The following is a 12,962-nucleotide window of genomic DNA, read 5'->3' on the forward strand; positions in this document are numbered from 1 at the left end:
CGCCTCAACGGAGACGCATTATACGCATTCGTCGCCGCGATGCAAGCATCGCGGCGGCTCCTTCTTCGTTGCCTGACTCAGGTCTTGCGTTCCACCGCCAGGCGCGCCAGCCGCGCCATGCTCTCCCGGTAGGGGCTCTCCGGCAGGGCGTCGAGCTGGGCCAGGGCGAGGGCGGCCATCTCCTCGGCCCGGGCCCGGGTGTAGTCCAGGGCGCCGGTGGCCTCGACGATGGCCAGTACTTCGTCGAGGCGCTCCAGGCCACCCTGGCGAATCGCCTGGCGAATCACCTCGGCCTGCTCGGCACTGCCCGCCACCATGGCCTGGATCAGCGGCAGGGTGGGCTTGCCCTCGGCCAGGTCGTCGCCGACGTTCTTGCCCATGGCCTCGGCGTCGCCCTGGTAGTCGAGCAGGTCGTCGATCAACTGGAAGGCCAGGCCCAGGTAGCGGCCATAATGCTGCAGCGCCGTTTCCTGCTCCGGGGTGGCGCCGGCGATGATGGCGCCGGTATGGGAGGCGGCCTCGAAGAGCATCGCCGTCTTGCCCTGGATGGTCTCGAAGTAGGCGGCCTCGTCCACGTCCGGGTTGCCCACGTTGGTGAGCTGCAGTACCTCGCCCTCGGCGATGATGCAGGTGGCGCCGGAGAGGATGCGCATCACCTCCATGGAGCCGAGTTCCACCATCATCTGGAAGGAGCGGGAGTAGAGGAAGTCGCCCACCAGCACCGAAGGGGCATTGCCCCAGGCGTCGTTGGCGGTGGCCTTGCCGCGACGCATATGAGACTCGTCCACCACGTCGTCATGCAGCAGGGTGGAGGTGTGCATGAACTCGATCAGGGTGGCCAGGGTGATGTGTTGCTCCCCTTGATAGCCGAGGGAGCGAGCCGCCAGCAGCACCAGCAGGGGGCGCAGGCGTTTGCCACCGCTTTCGGTGATGTAGTTGCCGATGGTTTCCACCAGGGGCACGCGGGACGCCAGCTGGGCCTGGATGGTGCGATTGACGGCGGCGAAATCTTCTGCCACCGCCGCATGGATGGGCGATGCGGTTGGCTGCATGAGTGTTGGGCTTGTCGCGGATGAGAGGGTGGGGCCGAGGGGGTGACGATGTGCGATGTAGACCGGCCTTGGGTGGGGCTAATGCTATGGAGGGGGTGGATGGGCGTCAAGCCAGGCGTCGCGCGGCCTGCGGCTTGTGTCAAGGCTTGACTGCCGTTATAATCCGCGACCCGACTCATCACGCTCCCTGTCAGATGGCTGCCGGAAGGGGCGCCACTCGAAGCAGGCCGATGAAGAGCACAGCCCGATGAGTAACTGGAGAGAAAGCCCATGTATGCAGTGATCAAGAGCGGTGGCAAGCAGTACCGCGTTCAGGAAGGCCAGACCCTGAAGCTCGAGAAGCTGGAAGTGGCCACCGGTGAAACCCTGGACTTCGACCAGGTGCTGCTGGTTGCCGATGGCGACGACGTCAAGGTCGGCGCCCCCCTGGTCGACGGTGCCAAGGTCTCCGCCGAGGTCGTTTCCCACGGCCGTGGCGACAAGGTGACCATCATCAAGTTCCGTCGCCGCAAGCACCACATGAAGCGTCAGGGCCACCGTCAGTGGTTCACTGAAGTCAAGATCACCGGGATCTCCGCCTAAGCGGTCCAATCCCCCTAGAGCGAGGTATTTGCAATGGCTCATAAGAAGGCTGCCGGTTCCACGCGGAACGGCCGTGATTCAGAATCCAAGCGCCTTGGTGTCAAGCTGTTCGGTGGCCAGGTCGTCAAGCCGGGCAACATCATCGTCCGTCAGCGCGGCACCAAGTTCCATGCCGGTACCGGCGTGGGCGTTGGCAAGGATCACACCCTGTTCGCCCTGGACGAAGGCGTGATCAAGTTCGAGACCAAGGGTCCGAAGAACCGCAAGTTCGTCAGCGTCGTCTCCGCCTGAGACCGCCCGAACCTGTGTTAGGAAGGCCCCGCCCAGGCGGGGCCTTCTTGTACTTATATGATGGCGGCGGGGCGGCAGCGGCCGCCAGGAGAGTGACAGATGCAGTTCGTCGACGAAGCCTCGATCATCGTCGAAGCCGGCAAGGGCGGTAACGGTTGCCTGAGCTTCCGGCGCGAGAAGTACGTGCCCAAGGGTGGCCCCGATGGCGGCGATGGCGGCCACGGCGGCAGCGTCTACCTGATCGGTGACGATGCCCTCAACACCCTGATCGACTTCAAGTACCAGCGCTTCTACAAGGCTCAGAACGGCCAGCCCGGCCAGGGCCGGCAGATGAGCGGCAAGGCCGGCGACGACCTGCATGTCAAGGTGCCGGTGGGGACCACGGTGATCGACGAGGAGACCCTCGAGGTGATCGCCGATGTCACCGAGGCCGGCCAGGTGGTGCTGGTGGGCCAGGGTGGCCGCCGCGGGCTCGGTAACATCCACTTCAAGTCCTCCACCAACCGGGCCCCGCGGCAGACCACCAAGGGCACCGAGGGCGAGCGCCGCAACCTGCGCCTGGAGATGAAGGTGATGGCCGACGTGGGCCTGCTGGGCCTGCCCAATGCCGGCAAGTCGACGCTGATCCGCGCCGTCTCCGCCGCCAAGCCCAAGGTCGCCAACTACCCCTTCACCACCCTGGTGCCCAACCTGGGCGTGGTGAAGATCGGTCCCCACGAGCACTTCGTGATGGCCGACGTGCCGGGACTGATCGAGGGCGCCTCCGAGGGGGCCGGCCTGGGGCTGCGTTTCCTCAAGCACCTGACCCGCACCCGGCTGTTGCTGCATGTGGTGGATGTGGCGCCCTTTGACGAGTCCGACCCGGTGGAGGCCGCCGAGGCGATCGTCCACGAGCTGGAGCAGTTCTCCGCGGCGCTCTCCGAGCGGCCCCGCTGGCTGGTGCTCAACAAGTTCGACCTGCTCCCCGAGGAGCAGCGCGAGGCGGTGGCCGAGGAGATCCTCTCGCGGCTGGCCTGGGAAGGGCCGGTGTTCCGCATCTCGGCGATCTCCGGCGAGGGCACCGATGCCCTGGTTCAGGCGGTGCATCGCTGGCTCACCGAGCAGCGCCGTCTCGAGAACGAGGACGAGGCGGCCGCCGAGCGCGAGCGGCAGATGCGTGAGCGCATGGAGGAAGAGTCGGTGGCGCGCACCGAGGAGCGCCTGGGTCGCAAGCGCAAGCGCAACACGGATGATGATGACGACGACTTCGACGATGACGATTATGATGTCGACGTCGAATACGTGCAGTAGGACGGGTTGAGATGACGGTCAAGGAGCAGGCCCCGGGGCGCGAGGCCCTGGCGGGCGCCCGGCGGGTGGTGGTGAAGATCGGCAGCGCGCTGCTGACCAATGACGGCCGTGGCCTGGACGAGGCGGCCATCGGCGGCTGGGTGGACCAGATCGCCGAGCTGCACCGCCGTGGCATCGAGGTGGTGCTGGTCTCCTCCGGGGCGGTGGCCGCCGGCATGGTGCGCCTGGGCTGGCAGGCCCGGCCCTCGGCGGTGCACGAGCTGCAGGCCGCCGCCGCGGTGGGGCAGAACGGCCTCACCGAATGCTACGAGGGGCACTTTGGCCGCCATGGGCTGCTCACCGCCCAGATCCTGCTGACCCATGACGACCTCTCCAATCGCAAGCGCTACCTCAATGCCCGTTCGGCGCTGCGGACCCTGGTGGGGCTGCGGGTGGTGCCGGTGATCAACGAGAACGACACCGTGGTCACCGACGAGATCCGCTTCGGCGACAACGACACCCTGGGCGCCCTGGTGGCCAACCTGCTGGAGGCCGAGGCGCTGATCATCCTCACCGATCAGGAGGGGCTCTTCGACGCCGATCCCCGTCATGATCCCGAGGCCCAGCTGATCCAGGAGGGGCGTGCCGACGACCCGCGCCTGGCCGGCATGGCCGGCGACGGCGGTGCCCTGGGCCGCGGCGGCATGATCACTAAGGTGCGCGCGGCCCAACTGGCGGCGCGCTCCGGGGCGGTCACCGCCATCGCCAGCGGTCGCCAGCCCGAGGTGCTGACGCGGCTGGTGGGCGGCGAGCGCCTGGGCACCCTGCTGCGCCCGGAGCAGGCACCCATGGCGGCGCGCAAGCGCTGGCTGGCGGGGCAGCTGCAGGTGCGCGGTCACCTGACCCTGGATGCCGGGGCGGTGAAGGTGCTGCGCAGCCGCGGCTCCAGCCTGCTGCCGGTGGGGGTCAAGGCGATTTCCGGCCAGTTCGTGCGCGGCGACATGGTGGTCTGCGTGGACGAGGCCGGGGAGCGGGTGGCCAAGGGGCTGGTCAACTATGGCGCCGACGAGGCGCGGCAGTTGCTCGGCCAGCCCAGTCACCAGATCGAGGCGATTCTCGGCTACATGGAAGCCCCGGAGCTGATCCACCGCGATAACCTGGTGGTGTTGTAGCCCCGGGGGCATGCGTCGGGTGATGGCAACCCCGGACTTGACATGCTAGAATGCGCCATCCTCTCAGACACGGCCCGTGGTGGCGATTACGATCAACGCCGGCCAAACCGGTTGGGATCTCGACGAAAGCCCAGCTCGGTCAACTAGTTACCAAGATTTTACCCAATAGCGGTAAGCATTCTCCAAGGAGATAGTAGTGGCTAACAGCAAGCAAGCCCGCAAGCGCGCCCGTCAGGCAGAGCAGCGTCGCGTCCTGAAGTCCAGCCAGCGCAGCATGGTCCGCACCTACGTCAAGCGGGTGATCAAGGCCATCAACGGCGGCGACCACGCCCAGGCCATGGACGCCTTCAAGGCGGCTCAGCCGGTCATCGACCGCATCGCCGACAAGGACGTGCTGTCCAAGAAGAAGGCCGCTCGTCTGAAGAGCCGTCTGAACAAGCGAATTAAGGCGCTGGCTGCGTAAGCCGGACGCCCACTAGGACTGATTGCCCGGCCTCCCCGGAGGCCCGCTGATGCAAACAGTGCTTAGGAAAAAACCGGCTTCGGCCGGTTTTTTTATGGCCGTCACTCCACCCCAGCAAGGCGACCCCGTGGCCAACGACGATCCCCAGACAGTGCCCACTCCCGCGAACGACCCCGCCCAGCCGCCGGTGCGGGCCGGCCTGCTGCGCTCCGGCCTGGTGGTCAGCGTGATGACCATGGTCTCGCGGGTCATGGGCCTGGCCCGGGACGTGGTGATCGCCGCCCTGTTCGGTGCCGGCCAGGGGGCCGACGCCTTCTTCGTGGCCTTCAAGATCCCCAACTTCATGCGCCGGCTGTTCGCCGAGGGGGCCTTCAACCAGGCCTTTATTCCGGTGCTCTCGGAGTATGCCGCCCAGCGCTCCCGGGCCGAGGTACGCGAGTTGCTCGATGCGGTGGCCGGCAGCCTGGCGGTGGTGCTGCTGTTGATCACCGCCCTGGCCATGTTCGCCGCCCCCTGGCTGGTGTGGCTGTTCGCCCCTGGCTTCGGCCGCGACCCGGCCAAGCTGGCGCTCACCGCCGAGATGCTGCGGCTCACCTTCCCCTACCTGCTGCTGATCTCGCTGACCGCCTTCGCCGGCAGCGTGCTCAATACCTGGAACCGCTTCGCGGTGCCGGCCTTTACCCCGGTGCTGCTCAACCTCTCGCTGATCGGCGCGGCGGTGCTGCTGACCCCGCTGATGAGCGAGCCGGCCATGGCCCTGGCCTGGGGGGTGATGATCGCCGGCCTGGCCCAGCTGGCCTTCCAGGTGCCCTTCCTGGCGCGCCTGGGGCTGATGCCCCGGCCCTGGCCCAATTTCGCCCATGCCGGGGTCAAGCGCATCCTGGTGTTGATGGCGCCGGCGCTGTTCGGGGTCTCGGTCTCGCAGATCAACCTGCTGCTGGATACCGTGCTGGCCTCGCTGCTGGCGCCGGGCAGCGTCTCCTGGCTCTATTATTCGGACCGCCTGGTGGAGCTGCCCCTGGGGGTCTTCGGCATCGCCGTGGGCACGGTGATCCTGCCGGCCCTGTCGCGGCGCCATGCGGAGCAGTCCGGCGAACACTTCGCCCGGATGCTCGACTGGGCGATGCGCGCCGTGCTGCTGCTGGGGGTGCCGGCGGCCCTGGCCCTGGTGATCCTCGCCGAGCCGCTGTTGATCTCGCTGTTCCACTATGGCGCCATGACCGAGCGGGACATCGCCATGGCGGCCATGAGCCTGCGGGCCTACGCCCTGGGGCTGGTGGCCTTTATGCTGATCAAGGTGCTGGCGCCGGGCTTCTTCGCCCGCCAGGACACCAAGACCCCGGTCAAGGTGGGGATCATCGCCATGGTGGCCAACATGATCCTCAACCTGATCCTGATCTGGCCCCTGGCCCACGCCGGCCTGGCGCTCGCCACGGCGCTGTCGGCCTTCCTCAACGCCGGCCTGCTGGGTTACTTGCTGTGGCAGCAGAAGGTGCTGGTGCTGCAGCCGGGCTGGGGGCGTTATGCGGTGCAACTGCTCGGCGGCTGCACCGCGATGGGGCTGGGCCTGGCCTGGCTGACGCCGGACTGGCAGCAGTGGCTGGGCTGGGGCGTGAGCCAGCGGGTACTGCACCTGACCGGCCTGGTGGTGGGCGGCGCGGCGATCTACTTCGCCTGGCTGGCCGCCTGGGGCGTTCGGCTGCGCCATTTCCGGCTGCATAGCTGATCGCTATAATCGTTGACTTTATCCCGTGATGGAGCCTTGGGCGACGCATGGAACTGATTCGAGGACTGCATAACCTGCGCGAGGCGCACCGGGGCTGCGTGGCCACCATCGGCAACTTCGATGGGGTCCATCGCGGCCATCGGGCGATTCTCGACCAGCTCCGCGAGCGGGCCCGCCTCTTGGGTCTGCCGGTCACCGTGGTGGTCTTCGAGCCCCAGCCCCGGGAGTTCTTCGCCGGCGACCAGGCCCCGCCGCGGCTGACCCGGCTGCGCGACAAGGTCGACCTGCTGGCCGAGGCCGGTGCCGACCGGGTGCTCTGCCTGCCCTTCAACGACGCCCTGCGCAGCCTCACCGCCCGCCAGTTCGTCGATCGGGTGCTGATCGAGGGCCTCGGGGTGCGCCACCTGGTGGTGGGGGACGACTTCCGCTTCGGCTGCGACCGCAGCGGCGACTTCGCCCTGCTACAGCGGGTGGGTGCCGAGCGGGGCTTCGGCGTCGAGCACACCCGCACCTTCGTGCTGGACGGCGAGCGTGTCTCCAGCACCCGGGTGCGCACCCTGCTGGCCAGCGGCAACTTCGCCCAGGCGCGGCGCATGCTGGGGCGCCCCTTCCGCTTCAGCGGCCGGGTGGTGGCCGACCAGAAGCTCGGTCGCACCATCGGCGTGCCCACCGCCAACCTGCCGCTGCTGCCGCGGCCGCTGGCCCTACGTGGCGTCTATGCGGTGATGACGACCCTGGCCGACGGCCGCACCCTGCCCGGGGTGGCCAATATCGGCTGGCGCCCCACCGTGGGCAGCCGCCGCCCGGTGCTGGAGGTACACCTCTTCGATTTCGACGGTGACCTCTACGGCCAGCGCCTGACGGTGACCCCCTGTGCGCGCCTGCGCGGCGAGCTGAGTTTCGACGGCCTGGAGGCGCTCAAGCGTCAGATCGCCCGGGATCAGCAGCGCGCCCGCACCTTCTTTGCCGAGTGCCCCCGGGCACCGGAGACCAGCGATACGCTTCCCCTGGCATCGGCGCCCCTGGCGCGCGAGGCTGCCATACCCGACACCTCGGACGGCCCCCGGGCCGCCGGCTGCGACGATGACGGACACCCATGAGCGATTACAAGCACACCCTGAACCTGCCCGAAACCGACTTCCCCATGCGCGGCATGCTGCCCAAGCGCGAGCCCGACCGGGTGGCGCAGTGGCAGGCGCTGGATCTCTACCGGCGGCTGCGTGAGGCGCGCCAGGGTCGCGAGCTCTTCGTGCTCCACGACGGCCCTCCCTACGCCAACGGCAGCATCCATATCGGGCATGCGGTCAACAAGATCCTCAAGGACATCATCGTCAAGTCGAAGAACCTGGCCGGGTACGATGCCCCCTATGTGCCGGGCTGGGACTGCCACGGCCTGCCCATCGAGCACAAGGTGGAGACCACCCACGGCAAGCACCTGCCGGCGGAAGAAGCGCGCCAGCTGTGCCGCGAGTACGCCGGTGAGCAGGTCCAGGGCCAGCTCAAGGACTTCGTGCGCCTGGGCGTGATCGGCGACTGGGACAACCCCTACCGCACCATGGAGTACGCCAACGAGGCCGGCGAGATCCGCGCCCTGGCCGAGATGGTCGAGGCCGGCTTCGTCTTCAAGGGCCTCAAGCCGGTCAACTGGTGCTTCGACTGCGGTTCGGCCCTGGCCGAGGCCGAGGTGGAGTACCAGGACAAGAAGTCCGACGCCATCGACGTGGCCTTCCCGGTGGAGGATGCCGATGCCCTGGCCGCGGCCTTCGGCCTCGAAGCGCTGGCCAAGCCCGCCGCCGTGGTGATCTGGACCACCACCCCCTGGACCATTCCCGCCAACCAGGCCCTCAATATGCACCCGGAGTTCACCTACGCCCTGGTGGATACCGGCGAGCGGCTGCTGGTGCTGGCCGAGGAGCTGGTGGAGTCGTGCCTGGAGCGCTTCGGCCTGGAGGGCGAGGCGATCGCCACCGCCCGCGGCGAGGCCTTCGACGGCATCCGCTTCCGCCATCCCTTCTACGACCGCCTGTCGCCGGTCTACCTGGCCGACTACGTGGAGAGCGAGGTGGGCAGTACCGGCATCGTCCACTCCGCCCCGGCCTACGGCGAGGATGACTTCGTCACCTGCCGCGCCCATGGCATGAGCTTCGACGAGATCAAGAACCCGGTGCAGGGCAACGGCGTCTACGCCGACGACCTGCCGTTCTTCGGCGGCCAGATGATCTGGAAGGCCAACCCGCAGATCGTCGCCAAGCTGGAAGAGGTAGGCGCGCTGCTGGCCCACCAGCCGATCACCCACAGCTACATGCACTGCTGGCGCCACAAGACGCCGGTGATCTACCGTGCCACCGCCCAGTGGTTCGTCGGCATGGATCGCCAGGGCAGTCATGGCAAGACCCTGCGCGAGAAGGCTCTGGCCGGCATCGAGGCCACCCAGTTCACCCCGGCCTGGGGCCAGGCGCGGCTGCACGCCATGATCGCCAACCGCCCGGACTGGTGCATCTCGCGGCAGCGCAACTGGGGCGTGCCGATCCCCTTCTTCCTGCACAAGGCTAGCGGCGAGCTGCACCCGCGCACCGTCGAGCTGATGGAGGAGGTCGCCAAGCGCGTCGAGGCCGAGGGCATCGACGCCTGGTTCCGCCTCGACCCCGCCGAGCTGCTGGGCGAGGAGGCGAGTGATTACGACAAGGTCACCGACACCCTGGACGTCTGGTTCGACTCCGGCACCACCCACCGCCATGTGCTGCGCGGCTCCCACCCCCACGGTCACGAGTCCGGCCCCCGCGCCGACCTCTACCTGGAGGGTTCCGACCAGCACCGCGGCTGGTTCCACTCCTCGCTGCTGACCGGCTGCGCCATCGACGGCCACCCGCCGTACCGCCAGCTACTGACCCACGGCTTCACCGTCGATGCCCAGGGCCGCAAGATGTCCAAGTCGGTGGGTAACGTGGTGGCGCCCCAGGAGGTGATGGACAAGCTGGGCGCCGATATCCTGCGCCTGTGGGTCGCCTCCACCGACTACAGCGGCGAGATGGCGGTCTCCGACGAGATCCTCAAGCGCACCGCCGACGTCTACCGGCGCATCCGCAATACCGCGCGCTTCCTGCTGGCCAACCTCAGCGGCTTCGAGCCCGGGCGCGATGCGGTGCCCTTCGGCGAGATGCTGGCCCTCGACCAGTGGGTGGTGGATCGCGCCGCCCAGCTGCAGGCGCGCATCGAGAAGGCCTATGAGGAGTATCGCTTCCTCGAGGTCTACCAGCAGGTGCACACCTTCTGCTCCCGGGAGCTGGGCGGTTTCTACCTGGACGTGATCAAGGATCGTCAGTACACCACCCAGAGCGACTCCCTGGCGCGGCGCAGCGCCCAGACCGCCCTCTATCACGTGGTCGAGGCCCTGGCCCGCTGGGTGGCGCCGATCCTCAGCTTCACCGCCGAAGAGATCTACGAGAACATCCCCGGCGAACACGGCGAGAGCGTGCTGCTGGAAGAGTACTACGGCGGCCTCGAGACGCTGGCCGAGGACGCGCCCCTGGGCCGCGACTTCTGGGAGCAGGTGCTGGAGGTCAAGCAGGCGGTCAACAAGTGCCTGGAAGAGGCGCGTAACGCCAAGACCATCAAGAGCGGCCTGGCCGCCGAGGTGACCCTTTATGTGGACGACGCCCTGCGTGCCACCCTGGAGCGCCTGGGCGACGAGCTGCGCTTCGTGCTGCTGACCAGCGACGTGCATCTGGCGCCGCTGGCCGATGGCGAAGGGGCCGAGGCCACCGAGCTCGATAACCTCAAGGTGGCCGTGGCCGCCAGCGCGCACGCCAAGTGCGACCGCTGCTGGCACCACCGCGAGGACGTGGGCAGCCACGCCGAGCACCCGGAGCTGTGCGGCCGCTGCATCAGCAACCTGCCGGAGGGCCCCGGTGAAGAGCGTCGCTATGCCTAAGACCCCGGGGGCGGAGAGCCGCCCCATGCACAAGCCGTTGCGCTGGCTCTGGCTGGCGCTGGCGGTGATCGTCCTCGACCTGGCCACCAAGCACCTGGCCAGCGCGCTGCTCGACTATGCGCGGCCGGTGCCGGTGCTGCCCTTCTTCAACCTGACCCTGCTGCACAACCCCGGGGCGGCCTTCAGCTTCCTGGCCGGCCACGACGGCTGGCAGCGCTGGTTCTTCGCCACCATCGCGGTGGGGGCCAGCGTTGGCCTGACCCTGTGGCTGCGCCGCCTCAAGGCCCACGAGACCCTGCTGGCGGCGGCCCTGGTGCTGATCATCGGCGGCGCCCTCGGCAACCTCTACGACCGCCTGGTGCACGGCTACGTGATCGATTTCCTCTCCTTCCACTGGGGACACCGCTACTACTTCCCGGCCTTCAACCTGGCCGACGTGGCGATTACCCTGGGGGCGGCGGGCATCATCCTCGAGTCGCTGCGCGACGGCTGGCGGCAGCGCCGCAACAAGGCCGGATCCTGAATCCCACGGAGCGAAAGATGAGCGAATACCGTATCGACGAGGGCATGGAAGTGACCCTGCACTTCACCCTCAAGCTGGAAGATGGCGCCGTGGTGGACTCCACCAAGGAGAAGGCCCCGGCTACCTTCCAACTGGGCGACGGCAACCTGCCGCCGGGCTTCGAGGCGCCCCTCAAGGGCCTCACCGACGGCGACACCGGCAGCTTCGAGATCGCCCCGGAGCACGCCTTCGGCCAGCACAACCCCCAGAACATCCAGCGCCTCAAGCGCGAGGACTTCGGCGACGAGGCCCTCGAAGTGGGCACGGTGATGTCCTTCGCCGACCCCTCCGGTGGTGAACTGCCCGGGGTGATCAGCGCCATCGACGGCGACCAGATCGACGTGGACTTCAACCACCCCCTGGCCGGGCGTACCCTGACCTTCGAGGTGGAAGTCATCAGCGTCAAACCGGCCACCACCCACTAAGCCGGTGCCGAGCCCACCCCAGGCCTTGTAGGAGCCCGCTTCAGCGGGCGATGGGTGGGGCAAATCGCCGGCTAAAGCCAGATCCCACAAGGCAGGTAACCCCTTGGGGTTGTAGGAGCCTGCTTTAGCTGCGGTCCGACGTCTCGGCGATTGGCGCCGATAGGCGCCCGGCCTGGGCCCGAGGCACCACCCCTTGTAGGAGCTTGCTTCAGCAAGCGATTGGCGCCGAAGGCGCCCGGCCCGGGCCCGAGGCACCACCCCTTGTAGGAGCTTGCTTCAGCAAGCGATTGGCGCCGATAGGCGCCCGGCCCGAGGAAAATCGCCGAGGTAGGTAGCCCCCAAGGGGGGGCAACCACCCGCTAGAATCGATTTACGGGTACCATGGCGAATCAGGTACCCCAACGGATGCCCCAGGCATCGAGGTTTACCCCGCATGCAAATCAAACTGGCCAACCCCCGCGGCTTCTGTGCCGGCGTCGACCGGGCCATCGAGATCGTCAACCGCGCCCTCGATGTCTTCGGTCCGCCCATCTATGTGCGCCACGAGGTGGTCCATAACCGCTTCGTGGTGGAGACCCTGCGCGAGCGCGGCGCCATCTTCGTCGAGGAACTCCACGAGGTGCCCGACGACGTCATCGTGATCTTCTCCGCCCACGGTGTTTCCCGCGCCGTGCAGGAAGAAGCCGAGCGGCGTGGCCTCAAGGTCTTCGATGCCACCTGCCCGCTGGTCACCAAGGTGCATATGGAAGTGCTGCGTTACGCCAAGCGCGGCCAGGAGTGCATCCTGATCGGCCATGCCGGCCACCCCGAGGTGGAAGGCACCATGGGGCGCTACGACACCGCCCATGGCGGCAAGATCTACCTGGTGGAAGACGAAGCGGACGTGGCCAAGCTGGAGGTCCAGGACCCCAGCCAGCTCGCCTTCGTCACCCAGACCACCCTCTCCATGGACGATACTGCCCGGGTCATCGACGCCCTGCGTACCAAGTTCCCCGAGATCCAGGGGCCGCGCAAGGACGATATCTGCTATGCCACCCAGAACCGCCAGGACGCCGTGCGCGAGCTCGCCGACGGCTGCGACCTGGTGCTGGTGGTGGGCAGCCCCAACAGCTCCAACTCCAACCGCCTGCGCGAGCTGGCCGAACGGGTCGGCACCCCCGCCTACCTGCTCGATGACGCCAGCCAGATCCAGGAGAGCTGGTTCGAAGGCGTGCGCCAGATCGGCATCACCGCCGGCGCCAGCGCCCCCGAGGTGCTGGTCAAGGGCGTGATCGAGCGGCTGCAGGGCCTGGGGGCGACGGTCCCGGAGGAACTCGCCGGCCGCGAGGAGAACATCACCTTCTCCATGCCGAAGGAGCTGCGCGAGCGGGTGATCTCCAGTGAGTGATCGCTCACCCGAAAGCCCTTAATAAAGGCTCTTCGTCGTTGGGTGTGGAATTTGCCCCCTGAACTGGCCCAGGATATGACCTCCACATGGACAGGAGGTAGA

The 12,962-nt window shown here is 67.8% G+C and carries 12 protein-coding genes; 11 read left to right on the forward strand and 1 reads right to left on the reverse strand.

Going from position 1 to position 12,962, the window contains the following annotated elements; translation table 11 throughout:
* Positions 1-77: 77 nt before the first annotated feature.
* Positions 78-1,052: an octaprenyl diphosphate synthase gene (gene ispB / locus IHD13_RS12895; RefSeq protein WP_195861444.1), complete on the reverse strand. Its 975-nt coding sequence runs from the start codon at positions 1,050-1,052 to the stop codon at positions 78-80.
* Positions 1,053-1,322: 270 nt separating this feature from the next.
* Here ispB and rplU point away from each other — a divergent pair, with 270 nt between their 5' ends.
* From rplU to ispH, 11 genes are all read left to right on the forward strand, one after another.
* On the forward strand, positions 1,323-1,634 hold the full coding sequence (gene rplU, locus IHD13_RS12900) for a 50S ribosomal protein L21 (RefSeq protein WP_195861445.1): 312 nt from the start codon (positions 1,323-1,325) through the stop codon (positions 1,632-1,634).
* Positions 1,635-1,667: 33 nt separating this feature from the next.
* Positions 1,668-1,925, forward strand: coding sequence for a 50S ribosomal protein L27 (gene rpmA, locus IHD13_RS12905; RefSeq protein ID WP_195861446.1), 258 nt, complete (start codon positions 1,668-1,670; stop codon positions 1,923-1,925).
* 99 nt (positions 1,926-2,024) lie between these two features.
* Entirely contained in the window at positions 2,025-3,215 is a 1,191-nt protein-coding gene (gene cgtA / locus IHD13_RS12910) for an Obg family GTPase CgtA (protein WP_195861447.1), read from the forward strand.
* A gap of 11 nt (positions 3,216-3,226) precedes the next feature.
* A complete protein-coding gene (gene proB / locus IHD13_RS12915; RefSeq protein ID WP_195861448.1) occupies positions 3,227-4,366 on the forward strand; it encodes a glutamate 5-kinase in 1,140 nt (379 codons plus the stop codon).
* Positions 4,367-4,562: 196 nt separating this feature from the next.
* Entirely contained in the window at positions 4,563-4,829 is a 267-nt protein-coding gene (gene rpsT / locus IHD13_RS12920) for a 30S ribosomal protein S20 (protein WP_195861449.1), read from the forward strand.
* Between the two features lie 151 nt (positions 4,830-4,980).
* Positions 4,981-6,555, forward strand: coding sequence for a murein biosynthesis integral membrane protein MurJ (gene murJ, locus IHD13_RS12925; RefSeq protein WP_326838355.1), 1,575 nt, complete (start codon positions 4,981-4,983; stop codon positions 6,553-6,555).
* Between the two features lie 47 nt (positions 6,556-6,602).
* Positions 6,603-7,655 (forward strand): bifunctional riboflavin kinase/FAD synthetase, encoded by a 1,053-nt coding sequence (ribF, locus tag IHD13_RS12930; protein WP_195861451.1) that lies wholly within the window; start codon positions 6,603-6,605, stop codon positions 7,653-7,655.
* Positions 7,652-10,486: an isoleucine--tRNA ligase gene (ileS, locus tag IHD13_RS12935; RefSeq protein ID WP_195861452.1), complete on the forward strand. Its 2,835-nt coding sequence runs from the start codon at positions 7,652-7,654 to the stop codon at positions 10,484-10,486. The genes ribF and ileS overlap by 4 nt, the downstream gene beginning before the upstream one ends.
* Positions 10,479-11,009 (forward strand): signal peptidase II, encoded by a 531-nt coding sequence (gene lspA, locus IHD13_RS12940; protein WP_230086287.1) that lies wholly within the window; start codon positions 10,479-10,481, stop codon positions 11,007-11,009. The genes ileS and lspA overlap by 8 nt, the downstream gene beginning before the upstream one ends.
* Before the next feature lie 17 nt (positions 11,010-11,026).
* Positions 11,027-11,473 (forward strand): FKBP-type peptidyl-prolyl cis-trans isomerase, encoded by a 447-nt coding sequence (gene fkpB, locus IHD13_RS12945; protein WP_195861453.1) that lies wholly within the window; start codon positions 11,027-11,029, stop codon positions 11,471-11,473.
* Positions 11,474-11,906: 433 nt separating this feature from the next.
* Positions 11,907-12,860 carry a 4-hydroxy-3-methylbut-2-enyl diphosphate reductase gene (gene ispH / locus IHD13_RS12950; protein WP_195861454.1) on the forward strand — a complete coding sequence of 318 codons (954 nt, stop codon included), beginning with the start codon at positions 11,907-11,909 and terminating at the stop codon, positions 12,858-12,860.
* Positions 12,861-12,962 lie beyond the last annotated feature (102 nt).

The sequence above is a fragment of the Halomonas sp. 328 genome (assembly GCF_015645095.1).
GTDB lineage: Bacteria > Pseudomonadota > Gammaproteobacteria > Pseudomonadales > Halomonadaceae > Bisbaumannia.